General features: G+C 39.8%; 15 protein-coding genes. 14 read left to right on the top strand and 1 reads right to left on the bottom strand.

Features of this window, described 5'->3' with window-relative positions; all coding sequences use genetic code 11:
* Positions 1–15: 15 nt before the first annotated feature.
* The 4 genes from RWO85_RS00130 (at position 16) to RWO85_RS00145 (ending at position 4,760) form a co-directional block, all read left to right on the top strand.
* Complete coding sequence (locus RWO85_RS00130; protein ID WP_130883472.1) at positions 16–1,071, top strand: BMP family protein; 1,056 nt, start codon at positions 16–18, stop codon at positions 1,069–1,071.
* 143 nt (positions 1,072–1,214) lie between these two features.
* Positions 1,215–2,750, top strand: coding sequence for an ABC transporter ATP-binding protein (locus RWO85_RS00135; RefSeq protein WP_314413221.1), 1,536 nt, complete (start codon positions 1,215–1,217; stop codon positions 2,748–2,750).
* The gene (locus RWO85_RS00140) at positions 2,743–3,801 is read left to right on the top strand and encodes an ABC transporter permease (RefSeq protein ID WP_061088143.1); all 1,059 of its coding nucleotides are present in this window, start codon (positions 2,743–2,745) and stop codon (positions 3,799–3,801) included. The genes RWO85_RS00135 and RWO85_RS00140 overlap by 8 nt, the downstream gene beginning before the upstream one ends.
* Before the next feature lie 2 nt (positions 3,802–3,803).
* Positions 3,804–4,760 carry an ABC transporter permease gene (locus RWO85_RS00145; RefSeq protein WP_314413223.1) on the top strand — a complete coding sequence of 319 codons (957 nt, stop codon included), beginning with the start codon at positions 3,804–3,806 and terminating at the stop codon, positions 4,758–4,760.
* 37 nt (positions 4,761–4,797) lie between these two features.
* Here the strand turns inward: RWO85_RS00145 and plsY are convergent, their stop codons facing one another.
* Positions 4,798–5,439, bottom strand: a complete 642-nt coding sequence (gene plsY / locus RWO85_RS00150) for a glycerol-3-phosphate 1-O-acyltransferase PlsY (RefSeq protein WP_314413224.1) — start codon at positions 5,437–5,439, stop codon at positions 4,798–4,800.
* Positions 5,440–5,574: 135 nt separating this feature from the next.
* Here plsY and parE point away from each other — a divergent pair, with 135 nt between their 5' ends.
* The 10 genes from parE to RWO85_RS00200 all read left to right on the top strand — a co-directional run bounded on the left by parE (position 5,575) and on the right by RWO85_RS00200 (position 21,012).
* Positions 5,575–7,518 (top strand): DNA topoisomerase IV subunit B, encoded by a 1,944-nt coding sequence (gene parE / locus RWO85_RS00155; protein WP_314413226.1) that lies wholly within the window; start codon positions 5,575–5,577, stop codon positions 7,516–7,518.
* 42 nt (positions 7,519–7,560) lie between these two features.
* Positions 7,561–7,956 (top strand): YkvA family protein, encoded by a 396-nt coding sequence (locus RWO85_RS00160; protein WP_314413228.1) that lies wholly within the window; start codon positions 7,561–7,563, stop codon positions 7,954–7,956.
* A gap of 72 nt (positions 7,957–8,028) precedes the next feature.
* Positions 8,029–8,853: an aminoglycoside 6-adenylyltransferase gene (locus RWO85_RS00165; RefSeq protein WP_314413229.1), complete on the top strand. Its 825-nt coding sequence runs from the start codon at positions 8,029–8,031 to the stop codon at positions 8,851–8,853.
* Positions 8,854–8,947: 94 nt separating this feature from the next.
* Complete coding sequence (locus RWO85_RS00170) at positions 8,948–10,975, top strand: N-6 DNA methylase (RefSeq protein WP_314413232.1); 2,028 nt, start codon at positions 8,948–8,950, stop codon at positions 10,973–10,975.
* Positions 10,976–10,992: 17 nt separating this feature from the next.
* Complete coding sequence (locus tag RWO85_RS00175) at positions 10,993–12,144, top strand: restriction endonuclease subunit S (RefSeq protein WP_314413365.1); 1,152 nt, start codon at positions 10,993–10,995, stop codon at positions 12,142–12,144.
* The gene (locus RWO85_RS00180) at positions 12,134–12,934 is read left to right on the top strand and encodes a HEPN domain-containing protein (protein ID WP_314413234.1); all 801 of its coding nucleotides are present in this window, start codon (positions 12,134–12,136) and stop codon (positions 12,932–12,934) included. The genes RWO85_RS00175 and RWO85_RS00180 overlap by 11 nt, the downstream gene beginning before the upstream one ends.
* An 80-nt stretch (positions 12,935–13,014) precedes the next feature.
* The gene (gene parC, locus RWO85_RS00185; protein ID WP_314413235.1) at positions 13,015–15,495 is read left to right on the top strand and encodes a DNA topoisomerase IV subunit A; all 2,481 of its coding nucleotides are present in this window, start codon (positions 13,015–13,017) and stop codon (positions 15,493–15,495) included.
* A 333-nt stretch (positions 15,496–15,828) separates the two neighbouring features.
* Positions 15,829–17,859, top strand: coding sequence for a thiol-activated cytolysin family protein (locus RWO85_RS00190; protein WP_314413237.1), 2,031 nt, complete (start codon positions 15,829–15,831; stop codon positions 17,857–17,859).
* A 141-nt stretch (positions 17,860–18,000) separates the two neighbouring features.
* Positions 18,001–19,023: a branched-chain amino acid aminotransferase gene (locus RWO85_RS00195; RefSeq protein ID WP_314413238.1), complete on the top strand. Its 1,023-nt coding sequence runs from the start codon at positions 18,001–18,003 to the stop codon at positions 19,021–19,023.
* Between the two features lie 21 nt (positions 19,024–19,044).
* The gene (locus RWO85_RS00200; RefSeq protein ID WP_296174475.1) at positions 19,045–21,012 is read left to right on the top strand and encodes a peptide ABC transporter substrate-binding protein; all 1,968 of its coding nucleotides are present in this window, start codon (positions 19,045–19,047) and stop codon (positions 21,010–21,012) included.
* The last annotated feature ends 30 nt before the right edge of the window (positions 21,013–21,042 follow it).

The raw sequence follows: 21,042 nt of genomic DNA on the forward strand, positions 1-21,042 counted from the left end.
TTAGGAGGTTCAGTAATGAACAAGAAACAATGGCTAGGCCTTGGTCTAGTTGCAGTGGCAGCAGTTGGACTTGCTGCATGTGGTAACCGCTCTTCTCGTAAGGCAGATTCATCTTCTGATGTGAAGACAAAAGCAGCAATCGTCACTGATACTGGTGGTGTTGATGACAAATCATTCAACCAATCAGCTTGGGAAGGTTTGCAGGCTTGGGGTAAAGAACACAATCTTGCAAAAGATAAAGGTTTCACTTACTTCCAATCAACAAGTGAAGCTGACTACGCTAACAACTTGCAACAAGCGGCTGGAAGCTATAACCTAATCTTTGGTGTTGGTTTTGCCCTTCACAATGCAGTTGAAGAAGCAGCAAAAGAGCACTCTGACTTGAACTATGTCTTGATTGATGATGTGATTAAAGACCAAAAGAATAATGTTGTGAGCGTAACATTTGCTGATAATGAATCTGCTTACCTTGCAGGTGTTGCAGCAGCTAAAACAACTAAGACAAAACAAGTTGGTTTTGTAGGTGGCATTGAGTCAGAAGTTATCTCTCGTTTTGAAGCTGGTTTCAAGGCAGGTGTTGCCTCAGTAGATTCATCTATCAAAGTACAAGTTGACTATGCTGGTTCATTTGGTGATAATGCCAAAGGTAAAACAATTGCAGCAGCTCAATACGCAGCTGGTGCAGACGTTGTTTACCAAGTAGCTGGTGGTACAGGTGCAGGTGTCTTTGCAGAAGCAAAATCACTTAACGAAAGTCGTCCTGAAAATGAAAAAGTTTGGGTTATCGGTGTTGACCGTGACCAAGAAGCAGAAGGTAAATACACTTCTAAAGATGGTAAAGAATCAAACTTTGTTCTTGTATCTACTTTGAAACAAGTTGGCACAACTGTAAAAGATATTTCTAACAAGGCAGAAAAAGGTGAGTTCCCTGGCGGTCAAGTAATCGTTTACTCATTGAAAGATAAAGGGGTTGACTTGGCAGTGACAAACCTTTCAGAAGAAGGTAAAAAAGCTGTTGAAGATGCTAAAGCTAAAATCCTTGATGGAAGCGTAAAAGTTCCTGAAAAATAATGGATGAAAGTCATTTCTTAGGGAGCGGCCCTCGGCCGCTTTTTTAAGAGTTGAAACAAAGTCATTTTGTCTCAGTAAAGCTTGCTACTAGACAAACTAGCAAGTTTTATTGAAATAAAATAAGACTCTGAAAGGAAGAGCACATGGCACACGAAAATGTCATTGAGATGCGTGATATTACCAAGGTGTTTGGTGAATTTGTTGCCAACGACAAAATCAATCTGCACCTACGAAAAGGTGAAATTCATGCACTTTTAGGAGAAAATGGAGCTGGAAAGTCCACGCTAATGAACATGTTAGCAGGGCTTCTTGAACCAACCAGTGGTGAAATTGAGGTCAACGGTCAAGTTGTCAACCTCGACTCACCATCTAAAGCAGCTAGCTTGGGAATCGGAATGGTTCACCAGCACTTTATGTTGGTAGAAGCCTTCACAGTAGCTGAAAACATCATTTTAGGTAGTGAATTGACTAAAAATGGTGTGCTAGATATCGCTGGAGCTAGCAAAGAAATCAAGGCTCTTTCTGAACGTTATGGCTTATCTGTTGACCCTTCTGCCAAGGTGGCAGACATCTCAGTTGGAGCCCAACAACGTGTAGAAATTTTAAAAACCCTTTATCGGGGAGCTGATATCCTTATCTTTGACGAACCAACGGCTGTCTTGACTCCATCAGAAATTGATGAGTTGATGGCTATTATGAAAAATCTTGTTAAAGAAGGAAAATCAATTATCTTGATTACCCACAAGTTGGACGAGATTCGCGCAGTTTCTGACCGTGTTACAGTTATCCGTCGTGGGAAATCAATTGAAACAGTCGAAATTGCAGGAGCTACCAATGCTGATTTAGCAGAAATGATGGTGGGACGTTCTGTTTCCTTTAAAACAGAGAAACAAGCCTCTCAACCAAAAGAAGTAGTCTTGTCTATTAAAGACTTGGTGGTCAATGAAAACCGCGGTGTCCCAGCTGTTAAAAATCTGTCCTTGGATGTTCGTGCTGGAGAGGTTGTTGGTATTGCAGGGATTGATGGAAATGGTCAGTCTGAACTGATTCAAGCCATCACAGGTCTTCGTAAGGTTGAATCTGGTAGCATTGAGCTAAAAGGAGATTCAATTGTAGGCTTGCACCCACGTCAGATTACAGAGTTGAGCGTTGGGCACGTTCCAGAAGACCGTCACCGTGATGGTTTGATTTTGGAAATGATGATTTCTGAAAATATTGCCCTTCAAACCTACTATAAAGAACCACATAGTAAAAATGGAATTTTGAACTATTCAAATATTACTTCTTATGCTAAAAAGCTAATGGAAGAGTTTGATGTTCGTGCTGCCAGTGAATTTGTTCCTGCAGCTGCACTCTCAGGAGGAAATCAACAAAAAGCAATTATTGCTCGTGAAATTGATCGAGATCCTGATCTCCTTATCGTCAGCCAGCCAACTCGTGGGTTGGATGTCGGTGCCATTGAATATATCCACAAGCGCTTGATTGAAGAGCGTGATAATGGCAAGGCTGTCCTTGTTGTTAGCTTTGAATTGGATGAGATTTTAAACGTCTCAGACCGTATTGCCGTTATCCACGATGGTAAGATTCAAGGTATTGTGTCACCAGAAACAACCAATAAACAAGAACTTGGTGTCTTGATGGCTGGTGGAAACTTGGGAAAGGAGAAGAGTGATGTCTAAAAAATTACAACAAATTTCGGTTCCCTTGATTTCTGTCTTCCTAGGAATTTTACTTGGAGCCATTGTCATGTGGATCTTCGGTTATGATGCTATTTGGGGCTATGAAGAATTGTTCTATACAGCCTTTGGTAGCCTGCGTGGGATTGGAGAAATCTTCCGTGCTATGGGGCCTTTGGTCTTGATTGGTCTTGGTTTTGCCGTTGCCAGTCGAGCTGGTTTCTTTAACGTCGGACTTCCTGGTCAGGCTTTGGCAGGTTGGATTCTCAGTGGTTGGTTTGCCTTGTCGCATCCAGATATGCCACGTCCTTTGATGATTTTAGCGACTATCGTGATTGCCTTGATTGCTGGTGGAATTGTTGGTGCCATTCCAGGTATTCTGAGAGCCTATCTAGGGACGTCAGAGGTTATTGTAACCATCATGATGAACTACATTGTCTTGTATGTAGGGAATGCTTTTATCCATGCCTTTCCTAAAGACTTTATGCAAAGTACAGATTCGACGATTCGTGTTGGGGCTAATGCAACCTACCAGACCCCTTGGTTGGCTGAGTTGACTGGTAATTCGCGGATGAATATCGGTATTTTCTTTGCCATCATTGCCGTTGCAGTTATTTGGTTCTTGCTCAAGAAAACAACCCTTGGTTTTGAAATTCGTGCGGTTGGTCTTAATCCTCACGCATCAGAATACGCTGGTATTTCTGCCAAACGGACGATTATCCTCTCAATGATTATCTCAGGTGCTTTGGCTGGTCTTGGTGGAGCTGTTGAAGGGCTTGGAACCTTCCAGAACGTCTATGTTCAAGGGGCATCATTAGCTGTCGGATTTAACGGTATGGCGGTTAGTCTGCTTGCGGCCAACTCACCAATTGGTATTCTCTTTGCAGCCTTCCTATTTGGTGTTCTCCAAGTTGGAGCACCTGGTATGAATGCGGCGCAGGTACCGTCTGAGCTTGTCAGCATTGTAACAGCGTCTATTATCTTCTTTGTCAGTGTTCATTATCTTATCGAACGCTTTGTCAAACCGAAAAAACAAGTTAAAGGAGGTAAGTAAAGATGTCTATTACAACCTTGCTCACCCTCTTGGTGTCTTCTATGCTGATTTACTCAGCACCCCTCATCTTTACAAGTATCGGTGGTGTTTTCTCTGAACGTGGTGGTATAGTAAACGTCGGTCTTGAAGGAATTATGGTTATGGGTGCCTTTTCTGGAGTTGTCTTTAACCTTGAATTTGCAGAACAATTTGGAGCAGCAACTCCATGGCTATCTTTGCTTGTAGCAGGACTGGTAGGGGGAATCTTCTCTATCATCCACGCGGCAGCGACGGTTCATTTCCGTGCAGACCATGTTGTCAGCGGTACGGTATTGAACTTAATGGCGCCTGCCTTGGCTGTTTTCTTAGTGAAAGTTCTTTATAACAAAGGACAAACCGACAACCTAAGTCAGACTTTTGGACGCTTTGACTTCCCAGTCTTGGCAAATATCCCAGTTATCGGTGATATCTTCTTCAAGTCAACTAGTCTTCTTGGTTACTTGGCGATTGCCTTCTCCTTCCTTGCTTGGTTTATCCTCTTCAAGACTCGATTTGGTCTTCGTCTCCGCTCTGTCGGTGAGCACCCTCAAGCAGCGGATACCTTGGGAATCAATGTCTACAAGATGAGATATTTAGGGGTTATTATTTCAGGTTTCCTAGGTGGAATTGGTGGAGCGATTTATGCTCAATCCATCTCAGTTAACTTCTCAGTGACAACCATTGTTGGACCTGGATTTATCGCCCTTGCTGCGATGATTTTCGGAAAATGGAATCCAATCGGAGCCATGCTTTCTAGTCTTTTCTTTGGACTTTCACAAAGTTTGGCTGTTATCGGTTCTCAATTGCCGTTCCTACAAGGAGTGCCTACGGTTTATCTTCAAATCGCACCTTATGTCTTGACAATTCTTGTCTTGGCAGCCTTCTTTGGAAAAGCAGTTGCACCAAAAGCAGATGGTATTAACTATATCAAATCAAAATAAGCATACAAATAAACGTCAGTTCTGTCCAAACTGGCGTTTATTTTTTAGAATTTTGATGGGTTAAGTTTAATCCCCAAGGAACAAGATTTTCAGTCTTATTCTGGATACGTGTGATATTATCCTTATGCCGAATGATAATCAAACTAGCAAGTGCTAGGATAATAGCGATGAAGAGAGGGTCATAGTTGCTCAGGATAAAGCTAAAAAGTGGAAAGAGTAGAACTCCGATGACAGCCGCGATAGATGCTGTGACACTAGAGAGTGAAATCATACTACCAAGATAGAGGGTTCCAAAGAAAACAACTGCAAGGTAGAGACAGAAGACAGGCGCAAATCCGAAAATCACACCTGCACTGGTTGCGACAGCCTTACCACCCTTAAATCCTGCAAAGATAGGGAAGGTATGGCCAATAACAGCTAAAAGTCCAAAGATGAGAGGCGAAACGCCTTGCAGATGAAAGATAATTGGAAGAAGTGTTGCTAGAGTTCCTTTGAAAAAATCAATCACAAAGGTTGCCATACCAGCTTTCTTACCTAAAATGCGAAAGGTATTGGTCGTTCCAGTATTTCCAGAACCATGCTCGCGCAGATTGATTTGAAAGAATACTTGTCCAATCCAGAGACCAGACGGAATCGAACCCAGCAGATAGGCTAGGATTAATAAAACTATTGTAATCATACTCCTATTATATCATGAAATGGAGAAGAAAGGCAGAGAATCTCTTCTGAAATTGTCACACCGGAGAAAGAAAAATTTTGCAAAATCCTTGGAAAACCTGTAGAATAGTAAAGATGAACGAATAGGAGGTTCCTTGTGTCAAAAAAGGAAATCAATATTAACAATTATAATGATGATGCCATTCAGGTGTTAGAAGGGTTGGATGCGGTTCGAAAACGTCCAGGGATGTATATCGGATCGACCGATGGTGCTGGTCTCCATCACCTAGTCTGGGAAATCGTCGATAATGCTGTCGATGAAGCCTTGTCTGGATTTGGTGACCGTATTGATGTGACCATCAATAAAGATGGCAGTTTAACGGTTCAAGACCATGGTCGTGGGATGCCGACAGGTATGCACGCTATGGGAATTCCAACTGTTGAGGTTATCTTTACCATTCTCCACGCAGGAGGGAAATTCGGTCAAGGAGGCTACAAGACATCAGGTGGACTTCATGGGGTGGGTTCTTCTGTTGTAAATGCTCTATCTAGTTGGTTAGAGGTAGAAATTACTCGTGATGGAGCAGTTTATAGACAACGTTTTGAAAATGGAGGCAAGCCAGTTACCACTCTAGAAAAGGTTGGAACGGCACCTAAGTCAAAAACAGGTACCAAAGTGACCTTCATGCCAGATGCTAGTATCTTTTCTACGACAGATTTCAAGTACAATACCATTTCAGAACGTCTCAATGAGTCAGCTTTTCTCTTAAAAAATGTGACCTTGTCCTTGACGGACAAGCGAACAGATGAGTCTGTTGAGTTTCACTATGAAAATGGGGTACAAGACTTTGTTTCTTATCTCAACGAAGACAAGGAAACCTTGACGCCAGTTCTATACTTTGAAGGGGAAGACAATGGTTTCCAAGTGGAAGTGGCCCTCCAGTACAATGACGGATTTTCAGATAACATTCTATCCTTTGTCAATAACGTTCGTACCAAGGACGGTGGAACACATGAGACTGGACTTAAGTCTGCCATTACCAAGGTCATGAACGACTATGCGCGTAAGACAGGTCTTCTCAAGGAAAAAGATAAAAACCTTGAAGGCTCAGACTATCGTGAGGGGCTAGCAGCCGTTCTTTCTATCTTGGTGCCTGAAGAACACCTCCAATTTGAAGGACAGACCAAGGACAAGCTAGGAAGTCCCCTAGCTCGTCCAGTTGTGGATGGAATTGTAGCTGATAAGTTGACCTTTTTCCTTATGGAAAATGGAGAATTGGCTTCGAACCTCATCCGCAAGGCTGTCAAGGCCCGTGATGCCCGTGAGGCGGCACGTAAGGCGCGTGATGAGAGCCGAAATGGGAAGAAAAATAAGAAAGATAAGGGCTTGTTGTCGGGTAAATTGACACCTGCTCAGTCTAAGAATCCTGCAAAAAATGAACTCTATCTAGTTGAGGGGGACTCTGCTGGCGGTTCTGCTAAACAAGGCCGTGACCGTAAGTTTCAGGCTATCTTGCCCCTTCGTGGTAAGGTTATCAATACAGCCAAGGCTAAGATGGCGGATATCCTCAAAAATGAAGAAATCAATACCATGATTTATACCATTGGTGCGGGTGTTGGAGCAGACTTCTCCCTTGAGGATGCTAACTATGATAAGATTATTATTATGACCGATGCGGATACAGACGGTGCCCATATCCAGACCTTGCTCTTGACATTTTTCTACCGCTACATGCGTCCGTTAGTTGAGGCAGGTCATGTCTATATCGCCCTTCCGCCTCTTTACAAGATGTCAAAAGGAAAAGGCAAGAAAGAAGAAGTGGCCTACGCTTGGACGGACGGAGAACTAGAAGAACTCCGCAAGCAGTTCGGTAAAGGTGCTACGCTCCAACGTTATAAAGGTCTTGGTGAGATGAATGCGGATCAGCTCTGGGAAACAACTATGAACCCAGAAACCCGTACCCTCATCCGTGTTACGATTGAAGACCTAGCCCGCGCAGAACGTCGCGTCAATGTCCTCATGGGTGACAAGGTCGAACCACGCCGTAAGTGGATTGAAGATAATGTCAAGTTTACGCTGGAAGAAGCGACAGTGTTTTAAAAATCATAAAATTAATACAGAAAACAAAATGGAGAAATAAAAATGTCTAACAATATTAACGAAGAACAAGTAAAAGAAGCTCTTGAAAGTGGTTATGGAAAATCTGAGGCTTTATTAAATAATAAAGATGAATTAGATGATTTTTTATATCGATTGGAGCAAAAACTAAAAGAAATGCCATTAGTTGGCGAAGAATTTGCTGTTATCCCAATCATGATTTCTTTGATTAAACATTATGTGGAAGGAAAGTATACTACTGTCCCTTATGGGACAATTTTGGCAATTATGAGTGCGCTTATCTATGTTTTATCTCCAGTAGATATTATTCCTGATTTTATTCCTTTTGTAGGACATTTAGATGATGTGGCAGTAATGGGACTCTGTTTATCAATGGTAAAAACAGATATCGAGGCTTATGATGAATGGCGGCAGTCTTAAGAAGTGATTTAGGAAACAGTTTGTTATAATAAAATTGTTTTATATCTGAATAAAGATAAATAGGGTATCAACATGAGAGATAAAACAGAAATGCTAGATCTGATTTTACAGACTGCCAAAACTTTACAAGTCAAAGTTGTCGCCATGTCTGGTTCACGGACAAACACAAAGGCACCAAAAGATGAATTTCAAGACTATGACGTGGTCTATGTCGTGGACGATTTAGATAATCTGACGAGTGACCTTTCTTGGTTAGACCAGTTTGGGAAACGCATTATCGAACAAGAGATTGCTCTTGACCATCGTCGTCTTTATCTCATGCTCTTTGAAGACGGCAACCGTATTGATCTAACTCTCTGCCCCAAAGAGTATATCAAAGAGTGGGTGGATAGTGAGGCAGGATTCACTGTTTTGGAAGACCCAGAACATTTATTTGAACCCTATTCCCAAAATCTAGAGCGTTTCTGGATGAGTCCAGCTAGTGAGACAGATTTTAAAAATTCCTGCAATGAATTTTTGTGGGTGTCTGCCTATGTAGTCAAGGGCATTTGTCGTAATCAAGTCATCTATGCGACCGACCATCTCTATGGTATTTGCCAACAAGAACTCTTGAAAATCTTGGCTTGGCAGGTTGCAAGCGATAGGGGAAGAGTTGATATTGGAAAGAACTATAAGTATCTCTTTAACTATTTACCTGCGGAGAAAGAGAAGGAATTCTCTACTCTCCTTGATTTTTCAAGTGTAGAGAAACTTACTCAGTCTTTATTTGCTACCATGGAACTTTTCCACCAAGAGGCTCAATTCCTTGCTCACAAGATGGGATTTGACTATGATATGAAAGTAGCTGAGAAGATGATTCAGTATGTTGAGAAAAGGTTGAAAATGAAGAAAGTATGAAGCGGTATAAGCAGATATGAATTGATTATTCTCAATGTATTTGACGGACATCGTTCGTCAATTTATAAACAGTAAAATGAAAAAAGGATTTAGAATGTTAATAAACTGGAAATTAGAATCGGATGTGAATGACTATGTGAAAAAGCAGTTTGAAAATCTTGGTTTGAAAAAATTGCAGGATTACAATGAAGAATCTGCTATGAGTGATTATCTCAAAGAGGCGCTTAAGGGAGCGGCAAAGACGCAAACAAAGACCAATTTTGGGAAGCCGGATTTTCATATTGAAAAGTACAAACAAATTCCCATTTTGATCGAAAATAAACTCAACTTATCTAAGCTAGTAGCTCAAACAAAAGATGGTATTAAGTTTGATGATAAATCTATTAGTGATTTTGCGGTGAATGGGGCTCTACATTATGCACAGGCAGTTATTGATAGTGGGAAATACAATGAAGCTATTGCAGTTGGTGTTGCTGGTGACAATAAAGAAAATGTGACTATCAAAGTTTATTATGTCTTTGGTTCTGCTCCTAATGCCTATAAAGAGCTATCAAAGGTTACGACTTTTGATTTTTTGGAAAATGAGTCCACCTTTGAGAACTTCTACAAAGATGCTGTCTTGAGTGAAGAAGAAAAACACCAAATTCTGATTGATAGTCAAGCAACTTTACAAGGTTATGCTAAAAAACTCAATAAATTGATGCACAATCATAATATCACAGCTCCTCAACGAGTTCTTTATGTGTCTGGTATGCTGCTATCTATGCAGGATATTGTGGACAGTGAAGGAAACAAGATTGATGATGGATTAATACCTGACGATTTAAAAGGAGTGCAATCTGAAACCAAGCGTGATGGTAAAAAAGTGGTTGAGCAAATCGAAGCTTTCCTAGATGAACGTAAGATCGATAAAGACAAGAAATCTCTCATGTTGGCTTCCTTCGGAGAAATTTCCAAAGATAGCCAGCGTGACGAGTTAACTAACAATGACAAAGAAGTAGCCCAACTCCTCCCTCAAAAAGAAAACTCGGTTACCAAGCAAATCTTCACTTTTATCTATGAGTATATTTTTAAATCCATTGATGGTTTGGGTGGACATATCGATATTATGGGGGAGATGTACTCTGAATTTCTTAAGTACGCTTTGGGAGATGGAAAAGAAATTGGTATTGTTTTGACTCCTCCTTACGTTACCAAAATGATGGCTCAAATTCTAGGGATAACAAGTGAAAGTAAGGTTATGGACTTGGCGACTGGCTCAGCTGGTTTCCTCATTTCAGCTATGGAGTTGATGATAGACCATGCAAATGCCAGTTTTGGGAAGGGGACTTCTCGAGCTAACGAGGAGATTGCGAAGCTCAAGAAAGATAATCTGCTAGGAATAGAACTTAATGCAGAGATGTATACATTAGCGACAACCAATATGATTCTTCGTGGAGATGGGTCTAGTCGAATTGAAAAAGGTTCGGCCTTCAATCGTCCTGAGAGTCTGTTTATGGATTTTAAAGCTAATCGTGTCTTGCTGAATCCACCTTTCTCTTATGAAGAAAATGGTCTTCCTTTTATAGCCTATGGTTTGGATAAGATGGAGCGTGGCGGTCTTGGTGCTATTATCATTCAAGATAGTGCTGGTTCTGGTAAGGCGATAAAGACAGCTCAAGTTATTTTGAAAAAGCATACCCTACTTGCCTCTATAAAAATGCCCGTTGACCTTTTTATTCCCATGGCAGGGGTCCAGACTTCTATCTATATTTTTAAGGCACATGAGGCACACGATTACGACCAGACAGTTAAATTTATTGATTTTAGAAATGATGGTTTTAAACGTGCTAAGCGAGGGATTTCAGAGGTTGATAATCCTATCCAACGATACCAAGATGTAATTAAAATTTATAAGGCTGGCAAGAGGGCAGAGGTAAGTAAAGAACTGTGGGATTTGGAAGCTATCTTTATAGAGGACTTTATCACTGACAAGGGTAACGATTGGAATTTCGAACAGCACCAGAACATTGATACAAAACCAACCTTGGACGATTTTAAAAAGACTGTTGCTGACTACCTAGCTTGGGAAGTAGAACAACTCCTGAAGAGTAAGGGAGAAGATAGCTCAAAAAAAGCCTAAGCCCTCGCCTTCAAAAACTGGAAGAGGAATTTGAAGCAAGTGGGGGCGAGTGGTTAAAGAAATCGTTTGATGAAATTTTTAAACCAGTTAGGCGAGGAGATGTAACTAACCAGCTAACTTTAAAAGGAGCTAAAGAAGGACTTAATTTTGTTGCACAAAATGATACTAATAATGGATTTGTCAAGACTGTTTCTAACGATGAATACAAAGTATTTAAAGGGAATTCAATCATTATTGGTAGACAAACAGGAATTGCTTATTATCAAGCAAATGATTTTGTGACAACCGATGGTGTTCTGGTACTTGAACCTTTGGAGTTTGATTTAAATCGTTACACGGGTTTGTTTTTTACTACAGTATTGTTAAAGCAACTACAAAAGTTTAGCTATACAAATACCGTATCTGCTCAGAAATTAAAAGAACTTTCACTATGTTTACCGTATAAAATGGAAGGTGTGAAGAAAGTTATTGATTTTTGTTTTATTAAAAAATACATCGAGACGCTCGAGGCTGAACGCATCGAGACGCTCGAGGCTTATCTAACTGTAACAAATCTTAGAGACTATCATCTTACAAAAAATGATGAAAAAGTACTTGATAAGTTTGAAAAACTTTCCGATACTAAGAGTAGAGTAGAGGAGTCGGAGGTATTCCGACTTTCTCCAGTTACAATGCTAACGTTGTTTCCAAATATTCATCAGGGACGACGTTTAAAGAAAGACGACCAGATAAACGGAGATTTGCCTTTTGTGATGGCTGGTACGACCAATACAGGTGTTGTTCGAAATATTGGAAATGATGTGCGCGTTTTTCCAAAACAGTCTCTAACCATTGATATTTTTGGTAATACATTTTATAGAGGTTATGAGTTTGGCGCTGGAGATGATACAGGGGTATTTTGGAACGATAAAATGAAAGATAGTAAGGCTCTGCTTTATCTCAAGACCGTCATTGAAAAATCATTAGTAGGGAAATACGACTTTGGAAGTAAATTGCGGGCCTCTCAAACTCATAATTTTAAGTTTGATGTCCCTCAAACAAATAACCAAATCGATTATCAATTTATGTCGGATTTTATTCGAGCAGTGGAGAAATTGGTTATCAAGGATTTAGTCATCTGGACTGACAAAAAAATTGCTGCGACTAAGGAGGTTGTTGATGGAGTATAATTTTTCGTATCAGGAACGTATTGAGAATATAGAAAATTCTATTGCAAGCTACAATCAGTTAAAACAACTTTCTACTCAGGCATCTGGTTTTATCACTATATCGGATTCTTTATTAAATAATTTAGGAAGTTCATTAGTTGTTGCTATCTATTCTTTATCTGAGCAACTATTAAAAGATACGATATATAAATTACTGGAAGTTGATTTTAAAGAGGAAACTCAAAGTTTTAAGGATAAATTTATTTTAAAACAGATTCCTCCTGAATCACATCCTATTACACCTGATTTAGATAGGATAAAATCGGAGTTGAAAATTTTTGATTCTAATTTTAAACTTTTTCTTCCTAAAATAACGGAAACCTATAAGGAAGCATATATAAATTTAATTCAAGCTAGACATGATTATGCTCATGGGAATATACATACAGAAGGTATTGAATATACTGATGCACTTCGCTTTGTCGAATATCTAAATATCCATTATTCAGAAATAATAGAGGGAAAATATATAAAAGATATTCAAGATTATAGCAAAAAGCTTGAAAAATTAAAAAACCATACAGATTATCAACAGTTTACTTTTCATAAAGGAAAAATAGACTCTAGTTTATCAATGTATGTTGATCAAATTGAAGAATTGTATTCTAGTGAGGAAAAATATGATATTTATTACTTAAATGAAATTTATGAATCACTTAAAGAAGCAAATGATATGTTAGACGATATACAGGAAGATACTTTTCAAGATGATATTCAAAAATTTAAAGAATTTCTTGATGGAATTATATAGGAATAATACTTTCACTTTAGAAGGATAAATAATCCTGCTAAAGTGAAAGTATAAAATAATAAGAATAGTAAGAGAAAAATATGTCTAATATCCAAAACATGTCCCTGGAGGACATCATGGGAGAGCGTTTTGGTCGCTACTCCAAGTACATTATTCAAGACCGGGCTTTGCCAGATATTCGTGATGGGTTGAAGCCGGTTCAGCGCCGTATCCTCTATTCTATGAATAAGGACGGTAATACCTTTGACAAGAGTTATCGTAAATCGGCCAAGTCTGTCGGGAATATCATGGGGAATTTCCACCCACATGGTGATAGTTCTATCTATGATGCTATGGTTCGTATGTCGCAAGACTGGAAAAATCGTGAGATTCTAGTTGAAATGCACGGTAATAACGGTTCTATGGACGGAGATCCGCCTGCGGCTATGCGTTATACCGAGGCGCGTTTGTCAGAGATTGCTGGTTATCTCCTTCAGGATATCGAGAAAAAGACCGTTCCTTTTGCTTGGAACTTTGACGACACGGAGAAAGAGCCGACAGTCTTGCCGGCAGCCTTTCCAAACCTTTTAGTCAATGGTTCGACTGGAATTTCGGCTGGTTATGCCACGGACATTCCACCGCACAATTTGGCTGAGGTCATCGATGCCGCGGTTTACATGATTGACCACCCAACTGCCAAAGTTGATAAGCTGATGGAATTCCTACCTGGACCAGACTTCCCGACAGGAGGTATTATTCAGGGGCGTGATGAAATTAAGAAGGCCTACGAAACTGGAAAAGGGCGCGTGGTTGTTCGTTCTAAGACTGAGATTGAAAAGCTAAAAGGTGGTAAGGAACAAATTGTTATTACTGAGATTCCTTATGAAATCAACAAGGCCAATCTAGTCAAGAAAATCGATGATGTTCGTGTCAATAACAAGGTGGCAGGTATTGCTGAGGTTCGTGATGAGTCTGACCGTGACGGTCTTCGTATCGCGATTGAGCTCAAGAAAGACGCCAATACGGAGCTGGTTCTCAACTATCTTTTCAAATATACGGACCTGCAAATCAACTACAACTTTAACATGGTAGCGATTGACAATTTCACGCCTCGTCAGGTTGGGATTGTTCCAATACTGTCTAGCTACATCGCCCACCGTCGCGAAGTGATTTTGGCGCGTTCTCGCTTTGACAAGGAAAAGGCTGAAAAGCGTCTGCATATTGTAGAAGGCTTGATTAGAGTCATCTCTATCTTAGATGAAGTCATTGCTCTTATCCGTGCTTCTGAGAATAAGGCTGACGCCAAGGAAAACCTCAAAGTTAGCTATGATTTTACGGAAGAACAGGCTGAGGCTATCGTAACCTTGCAACTGTACCGTTTGACCAATACAGACGTAGTTGTCTTGCAGGAAGAAGAAGCAGAACTTCGTGAAAAGATTGCCATGCTTGCGGCGATTATCGGTGATGAACGGACTATGTACAATCTTATGAAGAAAGAACTTCGTGAGGTTAAGAAGAAGTTTGCGACTCCGCGTTTGAGTGCTTTAGAAGATACTGCGAAAGCAATCGAGATTGATACAGCTAGTCTTATCGCCGAGGAGGATACCTATGTCAGCGTGACCAAGGCAGGTTACATCAAGCGTACCAGCCCACGTTCCTTTGCAGCTTCCACCTTGGAAGAAATTGGCAAACGTGATGATGACCGTTTGATCTTTGTACAATCTGCCAAGACAACCCAGCACCTCTTGATGTTCACAAGTCTTGGAAATGTCATCTACAGACCAATCCATGAGTTGGCAGATATTCGCTGGAAGGATATCGGAGAGCATCTGAGCCAAACCATTACAAACTTTGAAACGAACGAAGAAATCCTTTATGTGGAAGTCGTGGATCAGTTTGATGATGCGACAACCTACTTTACTGCAACTCGTCTCGGTCAAATTAAACGGGTAGAACGCAAAGAATTCTCTCCATGGCGAACCTACAAGTCTAAGTCTGTCAAGTATGCTAAGCTCAAAGACGATACAGATCAGATTGTAGCAGTGGCTCCGATTAAACTAGATGATGTTCTCTTGATTAGCCAAAATGGTTATGCCCTGCGTTTCAATATTGAAGAGGTTCCGGTTGTTGGTGCCAAGGCGGCAGGGGTCAAGGCTATGAATCTGAAAGAAGATGACGTCCTCCAATCTGCCTTTATCTGTAACACCTTATCCTTCTATCTCTTGACCCAACGTGGAAGTTTAAAACGTGTTTCTATTGAGGAAATTCCAGCAATCAGCCGTGCCAAACGTGGGTTACAAGTCTTGCGCGAGTTGAAAAACAAACCACACCGTGTTTTCTTGGCTGGTGCAGTTGCAGAACAAGATTTCGTTTGTGACCTCTTTAGTACAGAAGTGGACGGGAACGATCAAATTCTGGTTGTTCAATCTAACAAAGGAACAATCTATGAAAGTCGATTGCAAGACTTGAACCTGTCAGAACGGACTAGTAACGGAAGCTTCATTTCTGACACGATTTCTGATGAAGAAGTTTTTGACGCTTATCTTCAGGAAGCTTATACCGAATTTGAATCTAAGAAATGATAAAAACAATGAAAAGCTGCTTTTCACTGAGAAATTTGACAATCTATAGATTTTAAGAGTTAAATCTGATTATATATACAAAAACGAACAGTGCTGATTCCCAACTGATAGGGACGTAAGCTTGGTCGTTTTTTTTGTTTTTATTGGTATAGATCACTCGGTTTTTGAATGTTGAGATATTAATGTGTCAGCGACTATATAAGTTGACCTAATAAAAAATAATAGCTTTTTAAGAAAACGATTGTATCTATAATATTTTTATGTTATACTCTTGTTGTTTAAAAAAAGCGCGCTTAAGAAATAACTATCTTAAATATATTAAAGGAGTTTTGTATGTCTCAAAATAAACAAGATAAAGGATTTCGTTTTTCTATTTGTAAGCGTAGTGTTGGAGTATGTGGTGTTGCCATTGCAACATTTTTACTAGGCTCTGGACTGATTTTTCAAACAAATGTAGTAAAAGCGACAGAGTCAAGTGTAGCTACAGTTTCTGGTGAAAACATTGCTGCTCATAAACCTGCGAGTCAGAGTTCAATTGCCTATGGCGGAGATGCTTCTAGAGCAGTTGACGGCAATCGTGATAACGCATGGAGCCACCGTTCCGTTACCCATACAGATTTTCAAGATCATTCTTGGTGGAAAGTAGATTTAGAGAAAGAAGAATTAGTAGGAACTGTTCGTATCTACAATCGTGGAGATGGGAATGTAGCAAAGCGTTTATCTAATTTTGATGTTATTTTGTTGGATAAAGCTGGAAATGAAGTAACTCGTCAACACATCGATAGCTTGAACAATCAACCAACAATTGATGTTCAATTCTCAGGAGTTTATGCGCAATATGTTAAAGTGGAGCTAAATAATTCAAAAACACCACTTAGCTTAGCAGAAGTCGAAGTGTATCGCACTGTAAAAGACAAGAGTGCAACAAGCAATAAATCAGAAAATAGATCAAAGACAGATTTTACTGCTGAACTCAATCACTATTTGTTTGATTTGAATTATGATAAAACAGATATTTTAACTAGACGGGGTGAGGCGATAGAAAATTACACCAATACAAGCACAAAGCAACAAGGGAATGAGTTTGTGGTTGTAGAAAAAGTGAAGAAGAGTCTCTCTAATGGTTCTGCTGATGTTGCCATTAATAGCAATGGGGATATTTACCTAGGTGCTTTGTTTAAAGCAAATCAAGACCTTCTAGAAAATAAGCCACAGCAAATTAGTTTAGATCGTAGCAAAGGTAGGATTAGTGTTGATTTACCAGGAATGGTAGGCGGAGATAGCTATGTAGATGCTAATCCAACTGTAAGTGGTATGCAGGAAGGTGTGAATACCTTGTTAAATCGTTGGTATGAAAAATATGCTGCGAAAAATCCTGCTCCAGCACGTATGCAATACGAATCAACTTCCGCTTATAGTATGAATCAATTGAAAGCAAAATTTGGAAGTGATTTTGAAAAAGTAGGAGCGAACTTAAAATTTGACTTTGAGGCTGTGAACAAGGGTGAGAAACAAATTGAGGTCGTCGATTTTAAACAAATTTATTATACTGCAAACTTTGATGCTCCAAAAAATCCATCAGATGTATTTGCTCCAGGAGTAACGGTTGATCAATTGAAAGCACGTGGAATTGATGAAAAGACACCTCCTGTATATGTATCAAGCGTTTCATATGGACGTCAAATGTATGTCAAATTTGAAACAACAAGCAAGAGTACAGAATTGAAAGCAGCTATCGATGCTGTAATTAAGGGAGTACCGATTAAAGCCGAATCTGAATGGGCGCGTGTCTTGAAGGATACCAAGGTAACAGTTTCAATCGTAGGTGGAAATGCTGATAGAGCTGGACGTGTTGTGACAGGTACAGTAGAAGATTTGAAGAGTTTGATTCAAGAAGGAGCTACTTTCAGTACACAAAACCCTGCTGTTCCAATTTCTTATAAGACTGCATTCTTGAAAGATAATCAAGTGGCCACAATTCAAAGCAATACAGACTACATTGAAACGAAAGTCACTTCATACAAAAATGGTTTCCTCAATTTACATCATAAGGGAGCCTATATCGCTCGTTACTATGTTTACTGGGATGAAGTAACTTATGACAAGGATGGCATCGAAAGCATCCGCTCACGTCAATGGGAAGATAATGGTAAAAGTAGAACAGCTGGCTTCCAAACGGAAATTCAATTTAGAGGAAATGTGCGCAATATACGTGTGAAGATTCAAGAAAAAACAGGTCTTGTTTGGGAACCATGGCGTACAGTATATAATCGTAGTGATTTGCCTCTTGTTCAAAAACGTACCATTGTTAACTCAGGTACAACAATCAGACCAAAATACGATGAAAAAATTGAAAATAACTAATTTTTCACTTGTAAAAGGAATCAGTTCTAAGAGCTGGTTCTTTTTATTGAAGAAATTTTCTGAAAATTACAAAATATACTTGCTATTTTAGAAAAATAGTGTAGAATAAAAGAAATAGGTTTTTAGAATAAGGAGTGGAATATGACAGTAACGATTGATTGGGAAAACCTTGGTTTTTCCTATATGAAATTACCTTATCGCTATATTGCTCATTTTAAAAATGGACAATGGAATCAAGGAGAGCTTACAGAGGATGCAACCTTGCATATTTCAGAGTCTTCTCCAAGTCTTCACTATGGACAACAAGCATTTGAAGGTTTGAAAGCTTATCGTACTAAGGATGGTAGTGTTCAACTGTTCCGTCCTGATGAAAATGCTAAACGCCTGCAACGGACATGTGACCGTCTCTTGATGCCACAAGTTCCGACAGACATGTTTGTAGAAGCTTGTAAGGCGGTTGTCCGCGCCAATGAGGAATACGTACCACCATATGGAACAGGTGGAACCCTTTATCTTCGTCCACTTTTGATTGGTGTCGGAGATATTATCGGGGTAAAACCAGCAGAGGAGTATATTTTTACTATCTTTGCTATGCCAGTTGGAAATTACTTTAAGGGTGGTTTGGTTCCAACCAACTTCTTGATTCAGGATGAATACGACCGTGCAGCTCCAAATGGTACAGGTGCGGCTAAGGTTGGTGGAAACTATGCTGCCAGTCTCTTGCCAGGAAAAATGGCCAAGTCACGTCATTTCTCAGATGTTATCTACCTAGACCCATCGACACATACAAAGATTGAAGAAGTCGGATCAGCTAACTTCTTTGGAATCACAGCTGATAATGAATTTGTAACACCATTGAGTCCATCTATCTTGCCATCTATTACCAAGTATTCCTTGCTTTATTTGGCAGAACACCGCTTGGGCTTAACTCCTATTGAAGGAGATGTTCCAATTGATAACCTTGACCGTTTTGTAGAGGCAGGTGCTTGTGGTACAGCAGCAGTTATTTCGCCAATTGGTGGAATTCAGCACGGTGATGATTTCCATGTTTTCTATAGTGAAATAGAAGTAGGCCCTGTGACTCGAAAACTCTATGATGAATTGACAGGAATTCAGTTTGGCGATATTGAAGCGCCAGAAGGTTGGATTGTAAAAGTAGATTAAAATAATTAAAGGAGATTTTTTATGAAATCTAAAAAGTGGCTCTTAACAGCAGGAGTGGTCCTGAGCACGACAGCTCTTTTAGTGGCTTGTGGAAAAGCTGATAAAGAAGCAGATGCACCGACAACATTTTCTTATGTCTATGCAGTAGATCCAGCATCATTGGACTACAGTATAGCGACTCGGACATCGACGACAGACGTTATTGGAAATGTTATTGATGGTTTGATGGAAAATGACAAATACGGCAATGTTGTTCCTTCCTTGGCTGAAGATTGGTCTGTGTCAAAAGATGGTTTGACTTATACTTATAAACTTCGTAAAGGAGTGAAATGGTACACTTCTGAGGGTGAAGAATATGCAGAAGTGACAGCCCATGACTTTGTGACAGGACTAAAACACGTAGCTGATGGCAAGTCAGACGGTGTCTCTCTCATCCAGAATTCAATCAAGGGATTGGATGCTTACATGACGGGTGAAACCAATGATTTCTCTACAGTTGGTGTCAAGGCCTTGGACGATTATACAGTTGAATATACCCTAAATAAACCAGAAAGTTTTTGGAATTCTAAAGTTACAACAGCGACGATGTTGCCTGTAAATGAAGAGTTTTTGAAGGCATCAGGTAAAGATTATGGAGCAGTTACTCCAGCAGGGATTCTTTATAATGGTCCTTATTTCTTGAAGACTTTGACTTCTAAATCCTTGATCGAATACGAGAAAAATCCAAATTACTGGGATAAAGAAAATGTAAAAATTGAGAAGATCAAATTGACTTACTACGATGGTTCTGATCAGGAATCGTTGATCCGTAGTTTCTCTTCTGGTGCCTATACGACAGCTCGTCTCTTCCCAAGTAGTTCAAACTTTGCTTCAACTTTGGAACAATACGGAGATAAAATCACTTATAGTCCACAGGACTCAAGTAGTTATTACTTCACCTTTAACGTAAATCGCCAGTCATACAATAAAACTGCGAAAACAAGTGAAGAGCAAAAGACTTCTACAAAAGAAGCGATGCTCAATAAGGATTTCCGTCAGGCTATCAACTTTGCTTTTAACCGCCATTCTTATGCTGCCCAGCTAAATGGTGAAGACGGTGCGGACAAGATTATTCGTAACAGCCTTGTTCCTGACAACTTTGTACAAGCAGGGGGTAAGAACTTTGGTCAAATCGCTCAAGCAGAGTTGGTGAACTACGGTGACCAATGGAAAGGTGTTGAGCTAGTTGACGGTAAGGACTCTATCTACAACCCTGACAAGGCTAAAGCAGCATTTGAAAAAGCTAAGAAAGACTTAGAATCTAAAGGGGTAACTTTCCCAATTCACTTGGATGTTCCAGTTGAACAAACAGATACCATCGCCGTTCAACAAAGTAACTCTTTCAAACAGTCAATCGAATCAACTCTTGGTGCTGAAAATGTTGTCATCGACGTTCTTCAAATGACAGATAATGAAAAGGAAACAATCACTTCACAAGCGCGTGTTCCTTCCCAAAAAGACTATGATTTGAATAGTACAGGATGGGCTCCAAGTTATCAAGACCCAGCATCTTATTTAACTATCATGGATCCTAAATCAGGTTCTGCTATGAAACACCTAGGTATCACTAAAGGAAAAGACAAGGATGTCGTAGCTAAGATTGGTTTGGACCAGTATAAGAAATTGTTGGATGATGCCGATTCAGAAACGACGAATCTTGAAGAGCGCTATGAAAAATATGCTAAGGCTCAAGCTTGGTTGACAGATAGTTCATTATTGATGCCAACAGCCTCATCTGGTGGTTCTCCAGTTGTAAGTAATGTAGTGCCATTCTCAAAACCATACTCACAAGTTGGTATTAAGGGTGACCCATATATCTTTAAAGGAATGAAATTGCAAAAAGATATCGTTACAACAAAAGAATATGAAGAAGCACTGAAAAAATGGCAAAAAGAAAAATTGGAATCAAATGGTAAGTACCAAAAAGAACTAGAAAAACACATTAAATAAAGCAGAAAACTCTATATCAGACTCAGAATG

This window comes from uncultured Streptococcus sp. (assembly GCF_963521865.1).
Lineage (GTDB): Bacteria > Bacillota > Bacilli > Lactobacillales > Streptococcaceae > Streptococcus.